This is a genomic window from Micromonospora sp. NPDC005087 (assembly GCF_042872965.1).
Taxonomy (GTDB): domain Bacteria; phylum Actinomycetota; class Actinomycetes; order Mycobacteriales; family Micromonosporaceae; genus Micromonospora.
Genome location: NZ_JBIALB010000003.1, coordinates 398,006 through 422,249 on the forward strand (window position 1 = coordinate 398,006; position 24,244 = coordinate 422,249).

At 73.3% G+C, this 24,244-nt stretch carries 21 protein-coding genes; 12 read left to right on the forward strand and 9 right to left on the reverse strand.

Annotated features, from left to right (window positions below; all coding sequences use genetic code 11):
* Positions 1 to 30: 30 nt before the first annotated feature.
* The 5 genes from ACFYPS_RS10050 to ACFYPS_RS10070 all read right to left on the reverse strand — a co-directional run bounded on the left by ACFYPS_RS10050 (position 31) and on the right by ACFYPS_RS10070 (position 6,963).
* Positions 31 to 1,689 (reverse strand): bifunctional diguanylate cyclase/phosphodiesterase, encoded by a 1,659-nt coding sequence (locus ACFYPS_RS10050; RefSeq protein WP_354965129.1) that lies wholly within the window; start codon positions 1,687 to 1,689, stop codon positions 31 to 33.
* Between the two features lie 79 nt (positions 1,690 to 1,768).
* Complete coding sequence (locus ACFYPS_RS10055; RefSeq protein ID WP_354965057.1) at positions 1,769 to 2,578, reverse strand: SAM-dependent methyltransferase; 810 nt, start codon at positions 2,576 to 2,578, stop codon at positions 1,769 to 1,771.
* Between the two features lie 188 nt (positions 2,579 to 2,766).
* Entirely contained in the window at positions 2,767 to 3,435 is a 669-nt protein-coding gene (locus ACFYPS_RS10060) for a response regulator transcription factor (protein ID WP_007072219.1), read from the reverse strand.
* A 7-nt stretch (positions 3,436 to 3,442) separates the two neighbouring features.
* Entirely contained in the window at positions 3,443 to 5,134 is a 1,692-nt protein-coding gene (locus ACFYPS_RS10065) for a GAF domain-containing sensor histidine kinase (RefSeq protein ID WP_354965056.1), read from the reverse strand.
* A gap of 14 nt (positions 5,135 to 5,148) precedes the next feature.
* Complete coding sequence (locus tag ACFYPS_RS10070; protein ID WP_354965055.1) at positions 5,149 to 6,963, reverse strand: AMP-binding protein; 1,815 nt, start codon at positions 6,961 to 6,963, stop codon at positions 5,149 to 5,151.
* 218 nt (positions 6,964 to 7,181) lie between these two features.
* Between ACFYPS_RS10070 and ACFYPS_RS10075 the strand changes: the two genes are divergently transcribed.
* From ACFYPS_RS10075 to ACFYPS_RS10100, 6 genes are all read left to right on the forward strand, one after another.
* Positions 7,182 to 7,637: an SRPBCC family protein gene (locus ACFYPS_RS10075; protein ID WP_354965054.1), complete on the forward strand. Its 456-nt coding sequence runs from the start codon at positions 7,182 to 7,184 to the stop codon at positions 7,635 to 7,637.
* A 31-nt stretch (positions 7,638 to 7,668) separates the two neighbouring features.
* Positions 7,669 to 8,349, forward strand: a complete 681-nt coding sequence (locus ACFYPS_RS10080) for a hypothetical protein (protein WP_354965053.1) — start codon at positions 7,669 to 7,671, stop codon at positions 8,347 to 8,349.
* A 76-nt stretch (positions 8,350 to 8,425) separates the two neighbouring features.
* Positions 8,426 to 9,373 (forward strand): ROK family glucokinase, encoded by a 948-nt coding sequence (locus ACFYPS_RS10085; RefSeq protein ID WP_354965052.1) that lies wholly within the window; start codon positions 8,426 to 8,428, stop codon positions 9,371 to 9,373.
* An 11-nt stretch (positions 9,374 to 9,384) separates the two neighbouring features.
* Complete coding sequence (locus ACFYPS_RS10090) at positions 9,385 to 10,089, forward strand: endonuclease/exonuclease/phosphatase family protein (protein WP_354965051.1); 705 nt, start codon at positions 9,385 to 9,387, stop codon at positions 10,087 to 10,089.
* A 113-nt stretch (positions 10,090 to 10,202) separates the two neighbouring features.
* The gene (locus tag ACFYPS_RS10095; RefSeq protein WP_354965050.1) at positions 10,203 to 11,609 is read left to right on the forward strand and encodes an NAD(P)-binding domain-containing protein; all 1,407 of its coding nucleotides are present in this window, start codon (positions 10,203 to 10,205) and stop codon (positions 11,607 to 11,609) included.
* Positions 11,610 to 11,688: 79 nt separating this feature from the next.
* Complete coding sequence (locus tag ACFYPS_RS10100; protein WP_354965128.1) at positions 11,689 to 12,483, forward strand: alpha/beta fold hydrolase; 795 nt, start codon at positions 11,689 to 11,691, stop codon at positions 12,481 to 12,483.
* Positions 12,484 to 12,512: 29 nt separating this feature from the next.
* Here ACFYPS_RS10100 and ACFYPS_RS10105 read toward each other — a convergent pair whose 3' ends face one another.
* Together ACFYPS_RS10105 and ACFYPS_RS10110 are read right to left on the reverse strand one after the other, a co-directional pair.
* Positions 12,513 to 14,006, reverse strand: a complete 1,494-nt coding sequence (locus ACFYPS_RS10105; protein ID WP_354965049.1) for a trehalose-6-phosphate synthase — start codon at positions 14,004 to 14,006, stop codon at positions 12,513 to 12,515.
* A gap of 157 nt (positions 14,007 to 14,163) precedes the next feature.
* Positions 14,164 to 15,015: a DUF308 domain-containing protein gene (locus ACFYPS_RS10110; protein ID WP_354965048.1), complete on the reverse strand. Its 852-nt coding sequence runs from the start codon at positions 15,013 to 15,015 to the stop codon at positions 14,164 to 14,166.
* 372 nt (positions 15,016 to 15,387) lie between these two features.
* On the opposite strand from ACFYPS_RS10110, the gene ACFYPS_RS10115 reads away from it, so the two are divergent.
* Positions 15,388 to 16,086 (forward strand): lysophospholipid acyltransferase family protein, encoded by a 699-nt coding sequence (locus ACFYPS_RS10115; RefSeq protein WP_354965047.1) that lies wholly within the window; start codon positions 15,388 to 15,390, stop codon positions 16,084 to 16,086.
* A 7-nt stretch (positions 16,087 to 16,093) separates the two neighbouring features.
* Here ACFYPS_RS10115 and ACFYPS_RS10120 read toward each other — a convergent pair whose 3' ends face one another.
* On the reverse strand, positions 16,094 to 19,618 hold the full coding sequence (locus ACFYPS_RS10120; protein ID WP_354965046.1) for an adenylate/guanylate cyclase domain-containing protein: 3,525 nt from the start codon (positions 19,616 to 19,618) through the stop codon (positions 16,094 to 16,096).
* A gap of 160 nt (positions 19,619 to 19,778) precedes the next feature.
* Between ACFYPS_RS10120 and ACFYPS_RS10125 the strand changes: the two genes are divergently transcribed.
* Positions 19,779 to 19,976, forward strand: coding sequence for a hypothetical protein (locus tag ACFYPS_RS10125; protein ID WP_354965045.1), 198 nt, complete (start codon positions 19,779 to 19,781; stop codon positions 19,974 to 19,976).
* 86 nt (positions 19,977 to 20,062) lie between these two features.
* Here ACFYPS_RS10125 and ACFYPS_RS10130 read toward each other — a convergent pair whose 3' ends face one another.
* Positions 20,063 to 20,755, reverse strand: coding sequence for a Crp/Fnr family transcriptional regulator (locus tag ACFYPS_RS10130; protein ID WP_030337710.1), 693 nt, complete (start codon positions 20,753 to 20,755; stop codon positions 20,063 to 20,065).
* A gap of 294 nt (positions 20,756 to 21,049) precedes the next feature.
* Between ACFYPS_RS10130 and ACFYPS_RS10135 the strand changes: the two genes are divergently transcribed.
* From ACFYPS_RS10135 to proC, 4 genes are all read left to right on the forward strand, one after another.
* Positions 21,050 to 21,547 (forward strand): polyadenylate-specific 3'-exoribonuclease AS, encoded by a 498-nt coding sequence (locus ACFYPS_RS10135; RefSeq protein ID WP_354965127.1) that lies wholly within the window; start codon positions 21,050 to 21,052, stop codon positions 21,545 to 21,547.
* Positions 21,548 to 21,626: 79 nt separating this feature from the next.
* Positions 21,627 to 22,130 carry a pyridoxamine 5'-phosphate oxidase family protein gene (locus ACFYPS_RS10140; RefSeq protein WP_354965044.1) on the forward strand — a complete coding sequence of 168 codons (504 nt, stop codon included), beginning with the start codon at positions 21,627 to 21,629 and terminating at the stop codon, positions 22,128 to 22,130.
* 175 nt (positions 22,131 to 22,305) lie between these two features.
* On the forward strand, positions 22,306 to 23,334 hold the full coding sequence (locus tag ACFYPS_RS10145; RefSeq protein ID WP_354965126.1) for a 6-phosphofructokinase: 1,029 nt from the start codon (positions 22,306 to 22,308) through the stop codon (positions 23,332 to 23,334).
* Positions 23,335 to 23,405: 71 nt separating this feature from the next.
* The gene (proC, locus tag ACFYPS_RS10150; RefSeq protein ID WP_354965043.1) at positions 23,406 to 24,224 is read left to right on the forward strand and encodes a pyrroline-5-carboxylate reductase; all 819 of its coding nucleotides are present in this window, start codon (positions 23,406 to 23,408) and stop codon (positions 24,222 to 24,224) included.
* Positions 24,225 to 24,244: the final 20 nt, after the last annotated feature.

Consider the following 24,244-nt stretch of genomic DNA (forward strand, 5'->3'; position numbering starts at 1 on the left):
GGCACGGAGCGGCCCGGCGGGCGGGGTGGGTCAGCGGATGCGGGCCAGGATCCGGTCGGCGGGGGCCGGCCGGCCGAAGTGCCAGCCCTGCGCGGCGTCGCAGCCGATCGCCCGCAGCCGCTCGGCCTGCCCGGCGGTCTCCACGCCCTCGGCGGTCACCGTCAAATCCAGTGCGTGCGCCAGCGACACCAGCGAGGCGAGGATCCGCTCATCGGTGCGCCCCACCGACGGCGACCGCAGCCCGGCCACGAACTCCCCGGCGACCTTCAGCTCGGTCACCGGCAGGTCCCGCAGGTACGCCAGGTTGCTGTAGCCCGTGCCGAAGTCGTCGATGGCGATCCGCACGCCGAGATCGGCCAGCACCCGCAGGGCGCGTACCGGCTCCTTGGCCGTGCTCATCATCGTGCTCTCGGTGATCTCCAACTGCAGTCGCTCCGGCGGCAGCCCGGTCTGCCGCAGCAGGCCGCGTACCTCCTGCACCAGCCCGGGCCGGTGCACCTGCCGGACCGCCAGGTTGACGCTCACGAACGGTGCGGCCGTGCCGCCGGCCGACCAGGCCTCCGCCTCCCGGCACGCCTCGGCCAGCACCCACCCGCCCAGTTGCACGATCAGCCCGGTCTCCTCGGCCAGGCCGATGAAGCTGTCCGGCCGCAGCACACCCAGCTCCGGGTGGCGCCAGCGGACCAGCGCCTCCACGCCGATCAGCCGGCCGTCGCGAAGCGAGGTCAGCGGCTGGTAGTCGAGGTAGAACTCGCCTCGCTCCAGGGCGGCCGGGATGGCCGCGGAGAGCGCGTACCGGGCCAGCTCCCGTCGGTTGCGCTCGGCGTCGTAGAGCGCCCAGCGCGCCCCGCCGGCCGCCTTCGCCCAGTGCAGGGTGCTGTCGGCGGCCCGCATGAGGTCACCGGGGTTCGCGCCGGCCACCTGGCGCTCGACGATGCCGATGCTCGCCGAGACCTGGAGCTCGTGCCCGTCCACCAGCGCCGGTGTCCGGACGGCGGCCAGCGCCGCCTCGGCCACCGCCACCATGTCCTCGGTGCCGCCGCTGCGCTCCACCAGGATGACGAACTCGTCCCCACCGAGTCGGGCCACCAGGTGCTCGCCCACGGTCTGGCACAGCCGCTCGGCCACTGTGGTCAACAGCCGGTCGCCGACCCGGTGCCCCAGCGTGTCGTTCACGACCTTGAACCGGTCCAGGTCGAGGAAGCACACGCCGACCCGCTGCGCGCCCCGGCCCGGCTCGTTGAGCGCGGCGGTGAGCCGCTCGGTGAACAACGTCCGGTTGGGCAGGCCGGTGAGCGGGTCGTGGGTGGCCTGGTGCCGGAACCGAGCCTCGCTGGCCCGCAGCGCCCGCTCCGCCTGCGTCCGGGCCACCATGGCGGCCCGGCGGATCGACTCCTGCTCGTCGAGCGTCCGGTCCCGCAGCGCGCGGGCGTAGCCGGTCGCAACGGCGGCCAGCAGCCGCGCCATCCGGTCCTCGACGTCCTCCGCCACCAGCCCCAGATCGCGTATCAGCCGGAGCTGGATGACCTCGACGGTACGGCCCAGCCCCTCCGCGGAGGCGATGTGCGCGGCGACCAGTTCGGCGCCCACCCGGTAACCGGCGCGGAGGTCGAACGGCTCGGCGAGCAACGCGCCGGCCAACTGCCCGGTGAGCCGGTGCAGCAGGGTCTCGAGCTGGGCCTGGGTCATCGGCAGATAGCTGGTGCCGGAGACGGCCTTGGCCCAGGCCTTGGCGAACGTGCCCGGGCAGGAGGTCGCCCCGGGCGACTCAGCCACCGAGGCGCCCGACGCCGCCCATGAAGACCGCACGCTCGGCGTCCTCCGCGCTCTCCGGGGTGTCCGGCCGCCACTGCGGCACCCAGACCACGCCCGGGTCGAGAAGCTCGAACCCGTCGAAGAGCGCGGTCAGCTCGGCCCGGTTGCGGACCCAGAGCGGGTTGTCGGTACGCCGGTAGACCCGCTCCGCCTCGGCCCGCTCGTCCTGGCTGCGCCCGTCGTCGCTGGCCTGCGACAGCACCAGGTAGCTGCCCGGGGCCAGCGCGTCGCGCAGGGTCCGCAGCAGATCCGCCGGACGGTCCTCGTCGGACACGAAGTGCAGCACGGCCACGATCATCACGGCCACCGGCTGGTCCAGGTCGAGCAGTTTGCGGATGTCCGGGTGGGTCAGGATCTTCTCCGGGCGCCGCAGGTCCTCCTGCACCACCACCGCCCGGTCGTTGCCGGCCAGGATCTCACGGCTGTGCGCCACGGCCACCGGGTCGACGTCGACATAGACCACCCGTGACTCCGGGTCGAGCCGCTGGGCGATCTCGTGCACGTTGCCGACCGTGGGGATGCCCGAGCCGATGTCCAGGAACTGCCGGATCCCGGACTCGGCGAGGTGGTGCACCGCCCGGCGCAGGAACGCCCGGTTGGCCTGGGCCATCAGCGGCGCCTCCGGCACCGCGGCCACCATCGCCTGCGCCGCCGCCCGGTCGGCAGCGAAGTTGTGCGAGCCGCCGAGGTAGTAGTCGTACATCCGCGCGACGCTCGGGCGCTCGATGTCGATGGTGTCGGGTGCCCAGTCCGGCCGCTGCATGCGCTCACCCCTCGAGTCCGCGACGCGGGCGTCGTCGCCCGCGCGGGTATTGTGCCCCCCCACGTTCCCGCCAGACCATAGCGTGCCGCCAGGTTCCCGCCGACGTCGGTCGATACGCGAAGGTCCACGCCGGCCGGAGCCGGCGCGGACCTTCGGTCGCGGCGTCCCGCTCGACGAGCGGGGTCAGGTCAGAACTTCGGGGCGTCTGGCGCCTCGAGCAGTCCGAGCCGGAGCGCGGTCATCAGCGCCTGCGCCCGGTTGGCCGCACCCAGCTTCTCGTACAGCTTGGAGATGTGCGTCTTGGCCGTGGACTCGCTGACGAACAACTGCTTGGCGATGCCGGCCACGCTCATCCCGTCGGCGAGCAGCCGCAGGACCTGCCCCTCACGGGGGGAGAGCTGCGGACCGGACGGGGCGAGCCGGCGCTTCATCGCCTCGGCCAGGTCGGCCGCCGTGAACGCGCTCGGCGAGGAGGCGGCGTGCCGCGCGGCGGCCACCACCTCGTCGGCCGGGGCGGTCTTCGGCACGAAGGCGCTCGCGCCGGCCTCCAGGGCACCGAAGAGCTGGTCGTCGCCGGCGTACATGGTCAGCACCACGATGCCCATCGAGGCGCTGGACTTGCGCAGCGCCCGGGTGGCCTCGAGGCCGCTGCCGTCGGGCAGCCGGAGATCCATGATCACCACGTCCGGCTGAAGCGCACCGGCCTGGCGTACCCCCTCTGCCGCCGTCGCGGCCTCACCGACGACCTCGAACTGACGGTCGCGCTCAAAGGCGTGCCGCAGGCCCTTGCGAATAAGGTCGTGGTCGTCGACAAGGAGGACCTTGGTGCGGGTGGCCGGTGTCGGACTGGTGGTCATCCTCGGGTTACTCCCCTTCTGCTGCTGCGCTACCGCGCAGGTTACCGCGCCGGGGCGAGGTGCCGAGAACCACCGCCACGGTCGTGCCGCTCGGTTGCCGGGGCCTGATCTCCAGCCGGCCCCGGATACGTTCCGCTCTCTCGGCCATGATCGCAAGACCGTACCGCCCGTCGGGCCGCTGGTCAGCCATCCCCTGACCGTCATCCGACACTTCAATCTGCGCGTACGGGGGGTCGACCTCACAGGTGACCCAGAGATTGGAGGCCCCGGCGTGCTTGCGCGCGTTGGTGACCGCCTCCTGCGCGATGCGCAGCAACTCGGCCTCGGTGGCCGCCGGCAGCCGCGCGGTGGACTCGTCCAGCGACAGGTGCACCCGCAGCCCGCCGGAGGCGCCCACGGTGCGCGCGTACTCGGCGATCGCCGCGGCCAGCCCGCCCTGCCGGTCCACCTCGCTGCGCAGCTCGAACAGGCTCAGCCGCAGCTCGGTGATCACCCGGGTCACCTCGCCGCGCAGCGTACGCAGCGCCTCGGCGGTCTCGTCGGCGTCGTCGAAGACGGTGGCCAGGGCGTTGTCGATGCCGTAGCCGACCATCACCAGCTCCTGCGCCACCCCGTCGTGGATCTCCCGCGCCAGCCGCTGCCGCTCCTCGTTGGTGGCCAGGGAGCGGACCTCGTCGAAGAGCAGCGCCGCCTCCAGCCGCAGCGCGGCCGGCCGGGTCAGCGCGGTCACCCGGGACACCACCGGCGCCGGGTACGCGTGTGCGGCGTCCGCCTCCAGCACCACCAGCCCCACCGTGCGCACCCCGGCGACCAGCGGAACGATCAACGCGGAGACGTCGCCACCGCGGTGCGAGCGGGACTGCGACCGGGCGGCGGTCTGCGCCTGCTGACTGGCCCAGGCGTCGGCGATCGCCGAGTCCGCGTCCAGCGTTGTCTCCCAGTCCACCCGGTCCACCCCGGCCTGGGCGAGCACCACGAGCCGGCCGCCGCCGCTGGCCGACAGCACCGCGCCCCGGTCCGCCCGGGCCACCGTGCGCAGCTCCTCGAGCAGGTGCTCGGAGATGCCGCCCGGGTCCAGGGTCGCCCCGGGCAGCTGCCGGGCCACCGTGCGCAGCTGGGTCAGCAGCCGGGTCGCCTCGGCGTACGGCTGGGGCTTGCCCTCACCGCGCACCGCCATCACCCGGTGCAGCGTGCCGGCGGCGTAGAGCCCCAGCGCGGCGAGGATCAGCCACTGCGCGCAGACCGCGAGATAACCGAGCTGGCCGAGCTGACGCTCCCCACCGACCTCGGTGAGCGCCCCGGTGACCAGCAGGGTCGCGGCGGTGACCGCGAGCAGCGCGGCGCCCTCGGAGAAGCGGCGGCGCAGCGCGGTGACGGTCACCGGCACCGCCAGGTAGGGCAGCACCGCCGAGGCGCCGAGCCCGTCGACCGTGCCGCCGATCGACGCGACCGCGGCAACCTGGCTCGCGGCCAGCCCCAGCACCACCACCTCGGCCACGCGGCTCAGCGGCCCGATCAGCCGGTGCTGAGGGGCCAGCAGCGAGGGCAACCCGGCGAACGCCAGCAGCGCGATCCACCACAGCTGGGTGACGTCGCGGGTGGCGAACAGGGTCAGGATGGCGACCAGCGCCAGCATCACCAGGCGGGCGGCCGCGGCGAGGGGATGCGGGTGTGGTGCGGCGGATGTCGATGCGGGCACGTGACGGATGGTAGTCAGCCGCGATAGATATCGGCGATCTCCGCCGCGTACGTCTTGTGGACAACCTGCCGCTTGACCTTGAGCGACGGGGTCAGCTCGCCGGTCGCCTCGGTGAAGTCGCGGGGCAGGACCCGGAACACCTTGATCGCCTCGGCCTTGGAGACGGCGTGGTTCGCGCTCTTGATCGCGGACTGGATCTCCGAGCGCAGGCCCTCGTGTTCGCGCAGGTCCTCGACCCGGGTGTCGGCGGGTAGCCCGGCCGACTCCAGCCAGGCGGGCAACGCCTCCTCGTCGATGGTGACCAGCGCCGCGATGAACGGCTGCCGGTCGCCGACCACGACGCACTGGCTGATCAGGGGATGGGCCCGGACCTGGTCCTCCAGCACCGCCGGGGCGACGTTCTTGCCGCCGGCGGTCACGATCAGCTCCTTCTTCCGGCCGGTGATGCTGAGGTAGCCGTCGTTGTCGAGCTGGCCCAGGTCGCCGGTGCGGAACCAGCCGTCGGCGGTGAGCGCCTCGGCGGTCGCCGCCTCGTTGTGCCAGTAGCCCTGGAAGATCAGATCGCCGGAGATCAGGATCTCGCCGTCGTCGTCGATCCGGATGGTCACGCCGGGCAGCGGGCGGCCGACGGTGCCGATCCGGGTGCCGGTGGGCAGGTTCGCCGCCGCGGCGGGCGAGGTCTCGGTCAGCCCGTAGCCCTCCAGGACCGTCACGCCGATGCCGCGGAAGAAGTGGCCGAGCCGGGCGCCGAGCGGTGCGCCGCCGGAGATGGCGTCCCGGCACCGGCCGCCGAGCGCGGCACGCAGCTTGCCGTAGACCAGCCGGTCGAAGACCGCGTGCTGGGCGCGCAGGGCCATGCCGGGCCCGCGTGAGGTCTCCAGCGCCTCGCTGTACGCGATGGCGACCTGCTCGGCGCGGGCGAAGATGCCGCCCTTGCCGTCGGCCTCGGCCTTCTGCTTGGCCGCGTTGTAGACCTTCTCGAACACCCGGGGGACGGAGAGCACGAAGGTCGGCCGGAACTCCTGCAGCTCGGCGACCAGGTTCTTGGTGTCGGCGCAGTGCGCCATGGTGGCCCGGGCATGCACCACGCCGATCTGGATCAGCCGCGCGAAGGCGTGTGCCAGGGGCAGGAAGAGCAGGGTGGCCGCACCGGCGTTGAACAGGTTCGGCAGCACCGGCACCGCGTTGGCGATGTCGGCGTACATGTTGCGGTGGGTGAGCACGCAGCCCTTGGGCCGGCCGGTGGTGCCGCTGGTGTAGATGATCGTGGCCAGGTCGTCGGCGCGGACCGCCTTGCGGCGCTGTTCCACCTCGGCCGGCTCGACCGCGCCGCCGGTCGTGACCAGCTCGTCGACCCCGCCCCGGTCGATCTGCCAGACGTGCTTCAGCTCGGGCAGCCGGTCCCGGACGCCGGTGACCAGGCTGGCGTGCGCGTCGGTCTCCACCACGACGGCGACCGCGCCGGAGTCGGCGAGGATCCAGGCGGCCTGCTCGGAACTGGAGGTCTCGTAGATCGGCACGGTGACCGCACCGGCCGTCCAGATGGCGTAGTCCAGCAGCGTCCACTCGTAGCGGGTGCGGCTCATCAGCGCGACCCGGGCGCCCGGCTGGATGCCGGCGGCGATCAGCCCGGCGGCCACCGTCACCACCTCGTCACGGAACTGCCGGCAGGTCACCTCCGCCCAGGCGGTGCCCGTGCCGTCTGCGGCCGGGGTGCGGCGGGCGAACTGCACGGCATCCGGCGCGACCTCGGCGTTGTCCCAGACCGGATCGGTGAGGTTGGCCGCGTCGCCAACGGTGACGATCGGCGGAACGGAGAACTCGCGCACCTGCACTCCTTCGTGCTCGCACTGGCCGGGCCGGCCGCCACCGCGGGCGTCGGCTCTGTCGAAACCTACCCGGCTGTCGGGTCGGGTGGGACAAGCAGGAGGGTCGGTCGGGCCTCGTGGTGGTTGGCCTACCGCGTGCGGCGGGGGTCGAGCCCCGCCGCCGGGCGCGGCGGGGGCGGCGCGGCACGTGGACGGTGCCCGCCGGGTAGCCTCCCCCCATGGCGGACTCCTCCACCCAGTCGATCATCATCGGCGCGTCACCGGATCGGGTGACGGCGGTCATCTGCGACTTCGCGCGCTACCCGGAGTGGACCGAGGCGGTGCGTCGCGCCGAGGTCATCGAGGAGTACGAGGACGGCTACGCCAGCCAGGTGCGCTTCACCATCGACGCCAGGGTGATGGCCGACGAGTACGTGCTCGCCTACGAGTACGCCGAGGACCTGTCGCGGATCGAGTGGCACCTGGTCGCGCCCTCGAAGATGCAGAAGAGCCAGCGCGGTTCGTACGACCTGGTGGGCAACCCGGACGGCGGCACCACGGTGACCTACACGCTGGAGGTCGAGCTTTCCGTGGGAATGCTCGGCATGTTCCGGCGCAAAGCCGAGAAAATGATCATGGATACCGCGTTGAAGCAGCTCAAGCACCGGGTAGAAGCATCCGGTGCGGCGCAGTGACGCGTACGGCGGCACGGTAGAGGAGCCGACCATGGGCGCAACGGATCCGGGCTCGGCCCGGGAAGAGGCGGAGCGGCTGGTCGCCACCCTGCTCGCGGGGGCGCGGCTGGCCTCCGCCGGCTCGGCGGGCGGCGCGTGGGGCCCGCTGGGCGGGATGCTGGCCGGTGTCCTCGGTCACAGTGCCGCCCCCGGTGGTCCTTTCGGCGCCGGTGGCGGTTTCGCCACCGGTTCCGCCGAATGCTGCGTCTGCCCGGTTTGTCGGGGCATCGCCGCGTTGCGCGACCCGAGTCCGGAATTCGCCGAGCGGCTGGCCACCGGCGCCGGTGACCTCGCGGCCGGCGTGGCCAGCCTGCTCCGCGCGTTCGCCCCGGCGGAGCCGCCCGAGGCCAGTCCGTCGGCACCCGCCACCGCGCCCGCCCCGGCCGCCGGCGCCGACGTCCCGGAGCCCACGCCGGCTGAACGGTTCACCGGGGCCGACGAGGATCACGTGTGGCGCGATGCCACCCGTAGCGGGCATGATTCTCAGCCGGCGCAGGAGCGGGACGTCTGGGCGGTCGCCACCCGGACGGCGGACCCACTCGCCCCGGACACCGCACCACCCGTCGACGAGGCCGGGGCGGTGGCCGCACCCGTGCCGACCGACCGACCTGTGGTGCCCGCGTCGCGGGTACCCGACGACACCGGCGCGGCCGCACCGGGCGACGTCGCCTGAGCGCGGGACATCTCGACCCGGACCGGCGTGTCGCCGGCGCACGGGCCGGACAGCACAGCAGAGGGGAGCGGCAGCGGTGACGCTGACCATCGGAGTCGACGTCGGTGGCACGAAGGTGGCCGGCGGTGTCGTGGACGACACCGGCACGGTCCTCGTGCAGACCCGACGGGACACTCCCGCCGATGACGTCGGCAAGACCCGCGACGTCATCATCGACCTGGTCGGCGAGCTGGCTGCCGGACGGACGATCGAGGGCGTCGGCATCGGCGCGGCCGGCTGGATCGACGCCAACCGTTCGACCGTGCTCTTCGCCCCCAACCTGGCCTGGCGGGACGAGCCACTGCGCGAGTACGTCGGCAAGGCGGTCGGCCTGCCGGTGATCGTGGAGAACGACGCCAACGTGGCCGCCTGGGCCGAGTTCCGCTACGGCGCGGCCCGGGACGCCGACGACTCCATGGTCATGTTCACCATCGGCACCGGCGTCGGCGGTGGCATCGTGCTGAGCGGCGAGCTGCTGCGTGGCGCGCACGGCGTCGCCGCGGAACTGGGCCACATGCTGGCCGTGCCGGACGGGCACCAGTGCGGCTGCGGGCGGCTGGGCTGCATCGAGCAGTACGCCAGCGGCAGTGCCCTGGTCCGCTTCGCCCGGGCCGGCGCCCGGCAGGAGCCACAGCGGGCCACCGCGCTGCTGGAGCTGGCCGGCGGGGAGACCGAGGCGATCACCGGCCACATGGTGACCACCGCCGCTCAGGGCGGCGACCCGGTCTCCACCGAGGCGTTCGCGCAGATCGGCCGGTGGCTGGGCACCAGCCTCGCCGACATGGCGCAGATCCTCGACCCGCAGACCCTGGTCGTCGGGGGCGGCGTGGTCGAGGCCGGTGACCTGCTGCTCGGCCCGGCGCGCCGCTCGTACCTCGACGCGCTCGCCCAGCGCGGGCGCCTGCCGGTGGCCGAGGTGCTCCCCGCCGAACTGGGCAACAGCGCCGGGGTGATCGGCGCCGCCGACCTGGCCCGACGGATCTGAGGCGAGCCGGAATGGGCGAGGCCGGCGGCGTACCACTGCGCGTGGTGTCGTACAACATCCACAGCCAGCGCGACGACACCGCCGCGCTGGCGGCGGTGGTCCGCGCCGTGACGCCGGACGTGGTGATCGTGCAGGAGGGGCCGCGCCGGTTCCGGTGGCGGCAGAAGTCCGCCTCGCTGGCCGAGTCGTTCGGCCTGGTGGTGGCCGCCGGCGGGCTGCCCGCGCTGGGCAACCTGTTGCTGACCAGCCTGCGGGTCCAGGTGCGGGACACCCGCTGCCAGCGCTTCCCGCTCACCCCCGGCCGGCACCTGCGCGGCGCCGCGTACGCCGACTGCCGTGTCGGCGACGCCCGGTTCACCCTCGCCGGGTCACACCTGTCCACCGATCCGACCGAGCGTCCCGCGCAGGCCGCCGAGTTCAGGCGCGGCCTGGACGCGGCGGGCAGCCCGGTGGTGGCCGGGGCGGACCTCAACGAGGGCCCGGACGGGCCGGCCTGGGCGACCGTGGCGCGCGGGCTGACCGACGCCGCGGTGGCGGCCGACCGGGCCGACCGGCTCACCTACTCCTGCGCCGACCCCCGCCGGCGTATCGACGCGCTCTTCGTCGACCCGCGGATCACCGTGGTCGACTACGACGTGGTGGACACCCCGCAGACCCGGCGGGCCAGCGACCACTTCCCGGTCCTGGTCGACCTGCTGCTGCCCACCACCGGCTGACCCCCGACCGGCGCGACCGCCGATCCGTCCGCGCCGGGGCTGGACATCCGGCTCCGATGTGGAGAGGATTTCGCGGCGACCGGCACGCGTGCCGCACAAAAGGAGATGTCCCGGTGTCCACCTCCACCGACCACGGCCGGCCCGACCCGGAGGCGACCCCGTCCGCGCTGAGCCGCGACGGCCGCCCGGTCTCCGACCGCGGCGACACGGTCTGCGTCATCGGGGCCGGGGCCAGCGGCCTGACGGCCATCAAGAACCTGCGCGAGCACGGGTTCGGCGTGGACTGCTACGAGCGGGAGACAGGCGTCGGCGGCGCCTGGAACTGGCGGCACGACCGCAGCCCGGTGTACGCCAGCACCCACCTGCTCTCGTCGAAGCCGTTCACCCAGTTCCCCGACTTCCCGATGCCGGACTCCTGGCCGGACTACCCGCACCACAGCCACCTGCTCTCGTACTTCGAGCGGTACGCCGACCACTTCGACCTGCGCTCGCACATCTGGTTCGGCACCGAGGTGATCCGGGTCGAGCCGGCCGCGGGGGAGCGCTGGGACGTGACCACCCGCTCCACCGGCGGGTACGGGCCGGAGCGCACCTCCCAGTACGCCGCCGTGGTGGTCGCCAACGGCCACAACTGGTCGCCCAAGCTTCCCCGCTACGAGGGGCTCGAGGAGTTCCGCGGCGAGATCATGCACGCGTCGTCCTACAAGGACCCGGCGCAGCTGCGGGGCAAGCGGGTGCTGGTGGTGGGCGCCGGCAACACCGGCTGCGACATCGCCGTCGAGGCCGCCCAGCAGGCGTCGCGGTGCTGGCACTCCACCCGACGCGGCTACTGGTACGCGCCGAAGTACGTGCTCGGCCGCCCCGCCGACCAGGTCAACGACTCTCTGCTGGCACTGCGCGTGCCGCTGCGGGTGCGCCAGTGGCTCTACCACTGGACGCTGCGGCTGACCGTCGGCGACCTGACCCGCTTCGGCCTGCCCAAGCCCGACCACCGGGTGTACGAGACGCACCCGATCGCGAACAGCCAGCTCGTCTACTACGTGGGCCACGGCGCGATCGGCCCGGTGCCCGACGTCGCCCGCTTTCACCCGTACGCGGTGGAGCTGACCGACGGCCGCGAGATCGATCCCGAGCTGGTCATCTTCGCCACCGGTTACCTGCCGCGTTTCGAGTTCCTCGACGCCTCGGTGTTCGGCGACAGCGCCGGCGTCGGCCGGCCCACGTTGTGGCTCAACGCCTTCACCCCGGGGCATCCGACGCTGGCGGTCGCGGGCCTGGTGCAGCCGGACTCCGGTCTGTTCACCCTGTCGCACTGGCAGACGGTGCTCTTCGCCCGGCTGCTGCAGGCCCGCCGGGACCGTCCGGAGCGTGCGGCGGCGTTCGCGCAGCGGGTGCGCGACCGGGCCGGGGAGCGCTACTCCGCGCAGGTCAAGGAGAGCAGCCGGCACTGGTTCGAGGTCGGTCACGCCGACTACCTGCGCGCCGTCCAGCGCGCCCTAACCGACCTGGAGGGCAAGTGAGCGCGAGGAGTGAGCTTGCGAGCCCCGCAGTCGCGAACGAAAGGCTGGCACCGTGAGCGCGAGCAGTGAGCTGCGGATCATGCGCGGCCGGGAGTGGTCCCGCCCGGTCCGGCCGGCCCGGCGTGAGGTGCTCAGCGCCAGCCCCGAGCTGGAGGAGGGGCGCCCGCCGCTGCTCTTCGTGCCCGGGTTCGGGCACGGCGCGTGGGCGTTCGCGGAGCACTGGTTGGGGCACGCGGCGTCGCGGGGGTTCCCGTCGTACGCGGTGAGCCTGCGCGGGCACGGCGGCAGCGAGCCGGCGCCGGAGGCGACGCTGCGGGCGTACGCCCACGATGTGGTCCAGGTGGCCGCGGGCCTGCCGCGCCAGGCGGTGCTGGTGGGGCACGGCGCCGGGGCGCTGGTGGTGGCGCACGCGTTGGCCCGCTACCCGGCGCGCAGTGCCGTGCTGGTGGCGCCGGTCTTCGGCGGTTGGGGTGTGCTCGGCGCGGCGTTGCGCCGCAACCCGTCCGGCACGGTGCCGGCGGTGTTCGGTGGGCCGCTGCGGCTCAGCCGCGGCCAGTTGTTCAGCCGCGAGCTGCCTGAGGCGGAGGCCCGGCGTCACGTCGCCCGGCTCGGTCGGGCCAGCCGGCGGGCGCAGTGGGCGCTGCTGGGCGAGCCGGAGGCCGAGCCGGCCGTGGGTGCGCCCCCGGTGCTGGTGCTGGGCAGCCCGGACGACCGGGTGGTGCCGACGTCGACGTTGAACCGGGTGGCCCGCCGGTACGGCTCGGCCCCGCTGCTCTTTCCCGGGATGGGCCACGACCTGATGCTGGACGCGCGGTGGGCGGAGCCGATCGACGCGATCCTGGACTGGTTGGAGAAGGAGCCGGCGGCGCACTGAGCGGTCCGCGTCCGGCCGGCGCGCGCCGGTCAGCCGCCCGCGTGGCGGGTGGCCGCGCTGCCGGCCGGGGCGGCCCGGGGCGCCGGGGCCGGCATCCGGGTGGTGCCGTCGGTGCCGGTCAGGCGGCTGACCAGGGCGCCGCTCTCGTCCAGCGCGCTCAGGTAGGAGCCGGCCCAGGCCCGGATGTCGTGCTGGTGCAGGTAGGCGCGCATGGCCCGCATCCGTTCCGCGACGTCGGCCGGGCTGGCCCGCAGCGCCGCGCGCAGCCCCTGCTTGAGCCCCTCCAGGTCGTGCGGGTTGACCAGGTACGCCTGGGACAGTTCGGCGGCGGTGCCGGCGAACTCGCTGAGCAGCAACGCCCCCGCGTCGTCCACCCGGGCGGCGACGTACTCCTTGGCGACCAGGTTCATCCCGTCCCGCAGCGGGGTCACCGCCATCACGTCGGCGACCCGGTAGAGCGCGGCCAGCTCGGCCCGGTCGAAGGGTTGGGTGAGGTAGTGGATGGCCGGCTCGCCGACCCGGCCGAACTCGCCGTTGATCCGGCCGACCTCGCGCTCGATCCGCTCGCGCAGGATCTGGTACTGGCCGACGCGTTCCCGGCTCGGCATCGCGACCTGCACCAGCACCGTGTCGCGGACCTTGACGTCGCCGCTGGCGAGCAGTTCGCTGTACGCCTTGAGCCGCTGTTCGATGCCCTTGGTGTAGTCCATCCGGTCCACGCTGAGGATGACCCGCCGGGGGTCGCCGAGGTCCTGGCGCAGCCGGCGGGCCCGGGCGGCCACCTCGGGGCGGGCGGCGAGCGCGGCCATCTCGGCGGTGTCGATGGAGACCGGGAACGCGCCGATGCGCACCACCCGGTCGTCGATCCCGATCCGCCGGTCGGTGGCCGGCAGCTCCAGCACCTTGGTCACCAGCTGGGCGAAGTTGTGCGCCGCCTGGGCTCGCTGGAAGCCGACCAGGTCGGCGCCGAGCATGCCGCGTAGCAGCTCGGCCCGACGGGGCAGCTGCATGAACAGCTCCGGCGGCGGGAACGGCACGTGCAGGAAGAACCCGATGCGCAGGTCCGGTCGGAGCGCGCGGAGCAGACCGGGGACCAGGTGCAGGTGGTAGTCCTGCACCCAGACCACCCCGCCCGGCTCGGCCACCTCTGCGGTCGCCTCGGCGAAGCGCTGGTTGACCCGCTGGTACGCCTCCCACCACCGGCGGTGGTGCTGCGGCTGCTCGACGGCGTCGTGGTAGAGCGGCCACAGGGTGGCGTTGGCGAATCCTTCGTAGTGGTCGCGCAGGTCCTCGTGGCTGAGCGGAACGCTGTGCATGCGGACGCCGTCCACGTCCGGCAGTGCGGGGGCGGGCCCGGTGCCGCCCGCCCAGCCGACCCAGGTCGCCGGGGTGTGCCGCAGCAGCGGGTGCAGCGCGCTGACCAGCCCACCAGGGCTGCGCCGCCATTCGCAGGCCCCGTCGGGCACCACACTGTCGTCGATGGGGAGGCGGTTGGCCACCACCACGAGGGAACTCTGTCGCATCTCGGGCATTCCGATCAGCAGAGGACCGACTGCCGCGAGCAAGGGAAAACCGGTCAGTCAGTCGGGGAAGTGACGTACGGCGGTATTCCTACTGACAGTAAGTTACACCACTGTTACGTCACGGGCGGGGCGGTGGCGTCCCGCGATGCGGGCCGGCTCAGACGACGGCGCCGTTGTCCGGGTCGTCCTCGTCCTCGTCGCCGGGGCGCAGCCGCCAGATCAGCGTGACGAAACCGGCCAGGATGCCGGTGAACCCGAACAGGGTGACCGCCGAACGGTCGATCGGGAGCAGCGACGGGAAGAGGAAGAGCACGAACCCGACGACCACGGCGAGCGTGCCGACCACCGCGTACTTGGAGAACCGGGGCAGCGGCGGCGGCGGAGGCGGGTGGTAGCCCTCCTCATCCTCGTCGTCGGGCAGGTCCGCGCCGAAGGTGTCCAGCCCGTCCAGCAGCGACGGCTCATCCGGCCGGACGCCGCGCCCGATCGAGATCCCGGAGATGTCGGTGGCGGACGGTAGCCGGCGGACGTCGGTGGCGGTCGGCCCGGCCTCGTCCGCGCCGGAGCGGGCCAGCGGACCGGCGGCCGGCTCGTCCCGGTCCGCCCGGTCGTCCACGTCCTCCGCGGCCGGCCACGGGTGCTCGCCCGCCGCCGAGGTGGTGTGGAAGCCGGCGACGATCCGTGCCCACTCGGCGTCGATGTCCGGCTCGTCAGGGGCCGGTGGCTGCTCCGGGGCGGTCTCGTCGGCGAGCTGGGTGAGGTAGTCCCGTGCGGTGGTCAGGTGCGAGCGGTCGACGTACAGCCGGTCGACCGGGCGGGCCGGGACGGTGGTGGTGCGGGTGACCGGATTGAGGTCGGCGGAGGGTTGCAGGTAGGCCGCGATCCCTCCGGCGGCCAGCACGTCGAGCAGGTGCTCACCCACGCGCGGATCGACGTCGCCGGCGACGGCGTACTCGTTCGCGTCGAGCCCGTTGTCCCGCCGTCCCCGGCGGGCCCCACCCGCTGACACCCGGACATCCTCCTCAACGCGCCTTCCGGCGCGGCCGCCCAGCCCCCTCGACGCCCGTCCGCACGCCGTGCTCTGAATCGTGACACGTCCGGACCCGGTTCCGGGAGTGCGTTGTGTCGCGTCTTCCAAAGTCAGCGTTCCCGCTGCTGGTGGTGGCCGTGCCCCTTTGTCGGTTCTTGCGAGGGGCGCGGCAGGGGACGGGTCGACCCGAGGTCAGTCGATCTTTAGCCCGGCGCGACCGGAAGCCGCCCAGGCGTCCGTTGTGGTGGGCGGCCCGCGCTTCGTAGGCTCGACGACGACGGCGGCACCGCCCGGCCGAGCGCTGCCCGGGTGCGCGGGCGCCGTCCTGACCACGCCACGGGAAGGACGCCGGTGCTGTACTGGCTGTTGAAGTACGTCATCCTCGGTCCGCTGCTCAAGCTGATCTTCCGCCCGCAGGTGGAGGGCCTGCACAACGTGCCGGCGACCGGCCCGGTGATCCTGGCCAGCAATCACCTCTCCTTCTCCGACTCGATCTTCACACCGCTGATCACCTCGCGAAAGGTCACGTTCGTGGCCAAGGCCGAGTACTTCACCGGCAAGGGGATCAAGGGCTGGCTGACCAGGATGTTCTTCGTCGGCACCGGCACCATCCCGGTCGATCGCTCCGGTGGCCGGGCGGCCCGCGCCGCGCTGGACACCCAGTTGCAGGTGCTGCGTGCCGGGGGAGTGGCCGGCATCTACCCGGAGGGGACCCGCTCCCCGGACGGGCGGCTCTACCGGGGCAAGACCGGGGTGGCTCGACTCGCGCTGGAAAGCGGGGCGTCGGTGGTGCCGGTGGTGATGCTCAACGCCGACGAGATCCAACCCCCGGGCAAGCTCATCCCCAAGATCGCCCGGGTGAAGATCCGCTTCGGTGCCCCGCTGGACTTCTCCCGCTACGCCGGGCTGGCCGGTGACCGGTTCGTGGAGCGCGCGGTCACCGACGAGATCATGTACGAGTTGATGGAGCTCTCCGGTCGCGAGTACGTCGACATCTACGCGCAGAAGCTCAAGGAACCCCAACCCGTCCCCACCCCGATCGCCGTCTGAACCCCGCTCAGCAGGCGACCGCCGGCCCCGCCGGGGCGACCGGGCGGCCGGCCAGCGCGAGCAGCCCGGGGGCGTCGTTGCGCAACGCGAAGGTGCGTACCTCGGCGCGCGGCACCCGGGCGGCCGCCGGGTCACCGGCGCGGGTCAGCTCCGCCGCCGCGAGCGCCAGCGCCAGCAGCCGGTCGCTGACGTCCGGAATCCGGCCGTAGGTCTCGGCGGCGGCCAGGTGCAGCTCGGCCGAGCGCCGGTGGTCGCCGTCGGCCGCGGCCAGGGCCGCCGTCACGGTCCGCAACGCCGCCTCCGACCAGGGCGTCCGGTGGCCGACCCGGTCCAGCATCGCCCGGACCCGCACCGCGGCGTCCCGGCCGGCCAGTGCGGCGGCGTACGCGGCGGCGGCGATCCACTCCCCGCTGGCCAGCGCCGGCACCGCCGACCAGGACCCGCCCAGCTCGTCGATCAACGCCGCCGCCTCGGCGTCGCGGCCCTGCAGCGCCCGGCACAGCGCGGCCATGCTCAGCATCGTCCAGTGCAGCCGGTGGAACCCGCTGCGCCGCGCGGTGTCCAACGCGTCGGCCACGTCGTCCGGGTCCTCGTCGTCGCGCAGCACCAGCAGGCAGCAGCGCAGCCCTCGCACCTGCATGTCCCAACTGCCGGTCGGGGTGTCGACGAACGCCTCCGCCGCGGTGAGCAGCCGGCCGAAGTCGCCGTCGAACCAGGCGCGCATCGCCTCCGCCGAGTAGCCGGTGGTCAACGTCTGGCCGCTGGCGGTGCGGGCCGGCGCCGCCGAGAGCAGGGCGTTGGAACGCAGCCAGTCGCCCTCCTCCCGGATCGCCCACGCGAGGTTCTGGGTGGCCCGGGGCAGCGCGAGCAGCTGACCGGCCCGGCTGAACTCGACGATCGCGTGCAGCTCGTCCAGGCCGACCCGGTCGCCGGACTGGTAGCGGGCGGTGGCCGCGGTGATCCGGGCGTTGGTGCGGGTCTCGGTCAGGCCCAGCCGCTCGGCGATCTCCGCGGCGGTGTCCGCCGCCGCCACCGCCGGATCCCGCTCGTAGTTGAGCATGTGCAACCGACCCAGCTCGGCGTACGCGTCCGCCTTCTGGGCAGTGTCCGGCAGCGGCTCGAACAGCTGCACCGCGCGGTCCAGGCAGGCCAGCGCGTCGCCGCGGTCGGCGCGCAGCCAGGCGGCCTGACCGAGCAGGGTCCACGCCCGGGCCGAGCAGGCGTCGTCGCCGTGGGCCAGCAGCCGGTCGGCGAGGGTGTGCACCTGATCCGGCCCACCGCCGGAGAGGAACGCGTTGCCGTCCCGGTAGAACGAGATCTCGGTGCTCAGCAGCTCCAGCTGGAGCCGGCCCACCGGGTCGCTGTCGTCGGCCAGGCCGAGCGCCCGGCCCGCGTGGCTGGCCGCCGCGTCCAACCCGTGCAGCGCGTACGCCCGGCGGGCCGCGCGGTGCAGCGCCTGCCGCGCCGGCCCGGCGTACCGCCGGACCTCCATGCCGAGCGAACGGGCGATCTCGTGGGCCGCCCAGCGGTGGTGGGCGAGCACCTCGGCCAGATCCGTGTCGCGGCTGTGGGACAGCGCGTCGAGCCAGTCCGCGGCCCGCTCGTGCCGGGCCACCCGTTCGGTGCGGGGCAGCCGCTGGTAGCAGACGTCGCGCACCAGGACGTGCCGGAACCGGAACTCCGCCTGCCCGGCCATCGTCGACGCCGCCTGCTCGTGCACGAAGTCGCGCTGCTCCAGCCGGCGCAGCGAACGCTCGACCGACTCGACCTGCTGTCCCAGCGCGGCGGCCACCGCGCCGGGCCAGAACTGCACCCCGACCACCGAGGCGGCCAGCAGCACCGCGCGGTCCTTGGCGTCCAGCAGGTCCACCCGGTTGGCGATCACCGCGTGCACGCTCTCCGGCATGGTCAGCTCGAGCTGCTTGTCCAGCGACCAGCCCCGCCCGGACTGGCGCAGCGCGCCCTGCTCGATCAGCATCCGGACGTACTCGTGGGCGTAGAGCGGGTTGCCGCCGGCCACCTCGATCAGCGGGCTCAGCATGTCGGCGGAGAACGCCGCCTGGCCGAACAGGTGCGCGTACAGCGCGGCGATCCCGGTGTCGCGCAGCGGCGGCAGGGTGATCGTCACCGAGCCGGTGATGGTGCCGGCCCAGCTCGGGTCCCGGTCGACCAGCTCCGGGCGGGCGGTGCAGAGCAGCAGCAGCGGCACCTCACGGGCCGCCGCGCCGAGCAGCTCCACGAAGCGCAGCATCGCGTCGTCGGCCCAGTGCAGGTCCTCGAAGACCAGCACGGTGGGGCGGCGGGCGGCCAGCGCCAGCAGGAAACGCCGCCACGCGGACTCCGCCTCCTCGGCCGGCAGCGGCGTGCCGGGCAACCCGACCAGCGGGCGCAGCGCGTCCACCACCCGATCACGTTCGCCCGGGCCGATCAGCTCGCCGACCGCGGCGGCCAACCGCTGCGCCGCGCTGCCGGCCGGGTCGGTGTCCAGGATGCCCGCCTCGGATTTGACGATGTCGGCGAGCGCGGCGAACGTGACGTTCTCCCCGAACGGCGGGCAGCGCCCGGTGCGCCAGGTCAGCGGCTCGTCCACCAGCCGACCCGTGTGCCGGTACAGCTCCCGCAGCAGCCGGCTCTTGCCGATGCCGGCCCGGCCGAAGATCGTCACCACCTGCGGCAGGCGGTCACGCAGCGACCGGTGCAGCGCGTTGACCAGCATGCCCAGCTCGTGTTCCCGGTCGACCAGCGGCGTGGTGTCCGGCTCCCGGTCGGTGGGCTGGCGGCGCAGCGGCGACAGGGCGAGCCACACCTCGGTCGGCGACGACCGGCCGCGCAGGGTGACCGGGGGCTGCTCCTCGTAGCGGATCGCGTCCTTGGTCAGCGCGTGTGTGGTGCCGCAGACCAGCACCCCGCCCGGCGGCGCGACCGACTGCATCCGGGAGGCGGTGTTCACCACGTCGCCAGCCACGATCGCCTGCCCGCCGTCGCGGGCGGCGGCCACGTCGACAAGTGCCTCACCGGTGGCCACACCGACCCGGAACCGCAGCTCGGTGCTGCCGGTGGGTGCGAACCGGGTGAGCACCCGTTGCAGCTCCAGCCCGGCCCGTACGCACCGCAACGCGTCGGTCTCGGTGGCGATCGGGGCGCCGAACAGCGCCATCACCGCGTCACCGATGTACTTCTCCACCACGCCGCCGTACTGGCCCACCACCCGTCGGGCTGCCGAGAAGAAGCCCGTCTGCATCCCGCGGACCTGCTCCGGGTCGGCCCGCTCCACGTACGGGGTGAAGTCGATCAGGTCGACGAAGAGCACGCTCACCCGACGGCGGTCCTCCTGCGGGGTGACCGTGCCCGGCCGGTCCGCGCCCGGCCGGGGCGACCCGCACGAGGTGCAGAACGCGACGTCCGAGGCGAGCGGACGCAGGCAGTGCGGGCAGACCGCACCCAGCTCGGCGCCGCAGCCACCGCAGAAGCGGTCCCCGTCGGCGGCCGTACGTCCACAGCGCCCACACTGCGCGGCGATGACACCCTCCACTCGCGAACCGACGCCCCCCACGGCGTCGCGTCAGAGGAAGTATCACCGCCGACGCCGCTGTCGGGTACCGGCCTGTTGGCTTGTGGACAGTCCACACACGGCTTCACGGACTAGATTCAGGCGGCCACATGTCGATCAGCGACCAGAGGGGGACAGGTCAATGGTGTACGTCAAGCTGGAGAGCGACTGGACCGACGGCAACGGGGTCAGCCACTCCGCGGGTGACTCGGTGGACGTCGACGCCGCCACGCTCGCCACCCTCCAGGCCGAGGGCATCGTCATCGAGCAGTCCCACGGCCCGGACGGTGACGGCAAGGGCCCGGACAAGTGGGCCGGGCCGGGCAGCTCCGGGGTCTGACTCAGCGCCGGTGAGGCGACGACGCGGCCGGGTCGCCCACGGGTGACCCGGCCGCGTCGTGTCCGCTTCGGTGCGCTGCCCGCGGGTCAGCGGTCGTTCATGCCGGCGCGCCGGCGCAGCGCGGCGACGTCGGTCACCACGATCCGTCGCCCCTCGGTACGCAGCCAGCCCCGACTGGCGAACGAGCCGATCGCCTGGTTGACGCTCTGCCGGGAGCCGCCGGCCATCTCGGCCAGTTGGCTCTGGTTGAGCTCGATTGTGATCATCGGGGCCTGACTCTCGCCGGCGAGCCGGACCAGCGTCTTGGCCACCCGGCCGGGCAGGTCGAGGAAGACGTGGTCGGCGTTCTGCTCGGTGAGCCGGCGGATCAGCCCACCCAGCGAGCGCATCACCGCGTCCAGGATGCGCGGGTTGGAGTGCACCAGCTCCATGAACGCCCCCCGGGAGAGCGCGAGCGCCGCGCAGTCCTCGATGGCCTCGGCGGAGGCGGACCGGGTGGAGGCATCGAGCAGGGAAACCTCGCCGAGCACGTCCGGCGGACGGATCACCGACAGCACGGCCCGCTCGCCGGTGGGTGCGGTGCGGAAGACGGCCACCGCGCCGCGGCGCAGCACGATCAGCGACTCGCCCGGGTCGTTCTCCACGAAGAGCAGCTGACCCTTGCGATAGGTGCGCGGGACGGCGGCGGCGATGACACGCTGCCGTACCTCGGGCTCCAACCCGGCGAACATCTCGACACCCGTGAGCGCATCACCCGGCTCCGGCAGGCGAACCTCCACGGCCCAACCCCTCCCCGGTCAAGGACCACAACTCGCTCACCGGTGAACCTGCTGGGCCCGACAAGGTGAACTGACACCGCTTCGGCGTCCGGTAGCGATACACATCAGATCATGACGGTCCGGTCGCTTGCTGTACACCCCTCGAAGCACTTCCGTGACCGTCGCGAGCTGCGGCGTACCGCTTGTCGAGCTGCCGATCCGGGCCGGTGGCGCTGGTCACCGCCCGGCGGGGCCACGACGGTCGGCGGGGCCCCGCCGCCCACCGCCGGCCGGCGGTGGGCGAGGATGGCCGGAATGGTCTACCGCTACTTCTACGACTGCGAGTTCATCGAGGACGGCCGGATCGTCGACCTCGTCTCGATCGGTGTCGTCGACGAGTACGGCCGCGAGTTCTACGCGGTCTCCACCGAGTTCGACGACTCCCGTGCCGTGCCCTGGGTCCGGCGCAACGTGCTGGACAAGCTGCCCTCGCCGGCCGACCGGGCCTGGCGCTCGCGGGAGCGCATCCGCGACGACCTGTACGACTTCCTCATGGAGCCCATCCGGGACCGGCCGGGGGAGCAGTTGGAGCTGTGGGCCTGGTACGCGGCGTACGACCACGTGGTGCTCGCGCAGCTCTGGGGGGCGATGCCGGCGCTGCCCCGGGAGATCCCCCGATTCACCAAGGAGCTGCGGCAGCTGTGGGACGACCGGGGCCGGCCGACCCTGCCGGACGCTGACGCGGCGCGGCACGACGCCCTGGTCGACGCCCGGCACAACCTGGCCCGCTGGCGGGCGATGACGGCCCGCTGAGCGGCGGTCGTGGGCACCGGAGGTTTGACCGGTTCTGTCCCGGGCACCGGTTCGACGAGTCGAGCCGAGGGAGAGTGCCATGAGCAACGAGCCGACCAGCGCGGCCGAGGCCCGTGTCCGGGTCACCGAGCTGGTTCGGGCCGCGCGGATCTGCATGCTCACCACGATCGCCCTGGACGGGCGGCAGGTGAGCCGGCCGATGGGGCTCCAGGAGGCCGAGTTCGACGGCGACCTGTGGTTCTTCGCCCACGCCGACTCGGCCAAGATCCGCCAGATCCGGGTGAACCCGGAGGTCAACGTCGCCTTCTCCGACCAGGGGCACAACGCCTGGGTGTCGGTCTCCGGCACCGCCACCGAGGGGTTCGATCGGGCCCGCGCCGAACGGCTGTGGAACCCGCTGCTCAAGGTCTGGTTCCCGGACGGGCTGGACACCCCCGGCCTCACGTTGATCAAGGTGCACGCCAGCTCCGCCGAGTACTGGGACTCGCCCAGCAGCACCATGGTCAACCTGCTCGGCTTCGCCAGGGCCGCGGTGACCGGCCGCCCGCCGGAGGCCGGCGAGAACCACGAGGTGACCTACTGACCGCCCGGCCGGTGGCGGGTCGGCCCCCGGGGCGCGCTGTCGGTGTTCGGGCAGGCCGACTACAGTGCGCAGTGACGGCCCGCCCCGGGCCGGCAACGGCGCCGATGGTCTGATCTGACACATATCCTGGGGCTTAATCGGGCTTTACCTGATGCTCCAGGAGGATGAGCGGATCATGCGTATCGGCGTGCTCACCGGCGGCGGCGACTGCCCAGGTCTCAACGCGGTCATCCGGGCGGTGGTCCGCAAGGGCGTCGCCACCTACGGTCACGAGTTCGTGGGCTTCCGGGACGGCTGGAAGGGCCCGCTGGAGGGCCTGTCCCGGCCCCTGGACATCGCCGACGTGCGCGGCATTCTGCCCCGCGGCGGCACCATCCTCGGCTCGTCCCGGACCAACCCGTTCAAGATCGAGAACGGCGTCGAGCGGATCAAGGACAATCTCGCCGCGCAGGGCGTGGACGCGTTGATCGCGATCGGCGGCGAGGACACCCTCGGCGTGGCCACCAAGCTCTTCGAGCTGGGTGTGCACGTGGTCGGCGTGCCGAAGACCATCGACAACGACCTGGGCGCCACCGACTACACGTTCGGCTTCGACACCGCGGTCAACATCGCGATGGAGGCCATCGACCGGCTGCACACCACCGCGGAGAGCCACCACCGCACCCTGGTCGTCGAGGTGATGGGCCGGCACGCCGGCTGGATCGCCCTGCACGCCGGCCTGGCCGGTGGCGCCAACGCCATCCTGCTGCCCGAGCGGCAGTTCGACGTCGACCAGGTGGCCGGTTACGTCGAGAAGCGCTTCCAGCACCAGTACGCCCCGATCGTCGTGGTCGCCGAGGGCGCCCAGCCGCTGGACGGCCAGATGGTGCTGGCCAACCAGGAGCTGGACTCGTTCGGTCACGTCCGCCTCGGCGGCATCGGCCAGTGGCTCGCCGAGCAGCTGGAGGCCAAGACCGGCAAGGAGGCCCGCACCGTGGTGCTGGGCCACATCCAGCGCGGCGGCACCCCGACCGCCTTCGACCGGGTGCTCGCCACCCGCCTGGGCCTGCAGGCCATCGACGCGGTGCACGAGGGCGACTGGGGCAAGATGGTCGCGATGCAGAGCACCGACATCGTCCGGGTGCCGCTCGCCGAGGCGACCCGGGAGCTGAAGACCGTGCCGCTGGAGCGGTACGCCGAGGCCGAGGTCTTCTTCGGCAGCTGATCGACGGTCGGCGGCGCGGCGGGCCTGCGGGTCCGCCGTGCCGCGACCCGACGCGAGGGGGTACGACCGAGATGTCCGCCGGGGTGCACACCGTCGCGGTGATCGGCGCGGGGAAGATCGGGGAGCTGATGCTCTCCGGGTTGCTGCGCTCGGGATGGCCGGTGGATCGGCTGCTGGCCACCGCCCGCCGTCCGGCCCGCGCCGAGGAGTTGACCGCGCGCTACGGCGTCCGGGTGGTCGACAACCTGACGGCGGTGGACGAGGCGGCGGTGCTCGCGGTCTCGGTCAAGCCGCAGGACGCCGCCACGTTGCTGGACGAGATCGGCCCCAAGGTGCCCGCCGACAAGCTGGTCATCTCGCTCTGCGCCGGGCTGCCCACCAGCTTCTTCAACCGCCGGCTGCCCGACGGCACGCCAGTGGTCCGGGTGATGACCAACACACCGGCCCTGGTCGACGAGGCGATGACGGCGATCTCGGCGGGCGCGCACGCCACCGGTGCGCACCTGGCGCTGGCGGAGGAGATGTTCAAGCCCCTCGGCCAGACGATCCGGGTGCCCGAGTCGCAGCAGGACGCGGTCACCGCGCTCTCCGGCTCCGGCCCGGCCTACTTCTACCTGCTGGTCGAGGCCATGATCGATGCCGGGATCCTGCTCGGGCTGCCCCGGCAGGTGGCGCATGAGCTGATCGTGCAGACCGCGATCGGCTCCGCCGTGATGCTGCGCGACTCCGGCGAGCACCCGGTCAAGCTGCGCGAGGCGGTCACCTCGCCGGCCGGCACCACCATTTCCGCCATCCGTGAGCTGGAGAAGCACGGCGTCCGCGCGGCGCTGCTCGCCGCGCTGGAGGCGGCCCGGGACCGCGCCCGCGAACTGGCCGCCCAGGCCGACTGAGGCCGCAGGGGCTGGCCGCC

Bases quoted from the DNA above. Each gene is read 5' to 3' on its own strand.
- ACFYPS_RS10050 (WP_354965129.1), bottom strand. From the start codon at position 1,689: ATGACCCAGGCCCAGCTCGAGACCCTGCTGCACCGGCTCACCGGGCAG.
- ACFYPS_RS10055 (WP_354965057.1), bottom strand. From the start codon at position 2,578: ATGCAGCGGCCGGACTGGGCACCCGACACCATCGACATCGAGCGCCCG.
- ACFYPS_RS10060 (WP_007072219.1), bottom strand. From the start codon at position 3,435: ATGACCACCAGTCCGACACCGGCCACCCGCACCAAGGTCCTCCTTGTC.
- ACFYPS_RS10075 (WP_354965054.1), top strand. From the start codon at position 7,182: ATGGCGGACTCCTCCACCCAGTCGATCATCATCGGCGCGTCACCGGAT.
- ACFYPS_RS10080 (WP_354965053.1), top strand. From the start codon at position 7,669: ATGGGCGCAACGGATCCGGGCTCGGCCCGGGAAGAGGCGGAGCGGCTG.
- ACFYPS_RS10090 (WP_354965051.1), top strand. From the start codon at position 9,385: ATGGGCGAGGCCGGCGGCGTACCACTGCGCGTGGTGTCGTACAACATC.
- ACFYPS_RS10100 (WP_354965128.1), top strand. From the start codon at position 11,689: ATGCGCGGCCGGGAGTGGTCCCGCCCGGTCCGGCCGGCCCGGCGTGAG.
- ACFYPS_RS10105 (WP_354965049.1), bottom strand. From the start codon at position 14,006: ATGCGACAGAGTTCCCTCGTGGTGGTGGCCAACCGCCTCCCCATCGAC.
- ACFYPS_RS10125 (WP_354965045.1), top strand. From the start codon at position 19,779: ATGGTGTACGTCAAGCTGGAGAGCGACTGGACCGACGGCAACGGGGTC.
- ACFYPS_RS10135 (WP_354965127.1), top strand. From the start codon at position 21,050: ATGGTCTACCGCTACTTCTACGACTGCGAGTTCATCGAGGACGGCCGG.
- ACFYPS_RS10140 (WP_354965044.1), top strand. From the start codon at position 21,627: ATGAGCAACGAGCCGACCAGCGCGGCCGAGGCCCGTGTCCGGGTCACC.
- ACFYPS_RS10145 (WP_354965126.1), top strand. From the start codon at position 22,306: ATGCGTATCGGCGTGCTCACCGGCGGCGGCGACTGCCCAGGTCTCAAC.
- proC (WP_354965043.1), top strand. From the start codon at position 23,406: ATGTCCGCCGGGGTGCACACCGTCGCGGTGATCGGCGCGGGGAAGATC.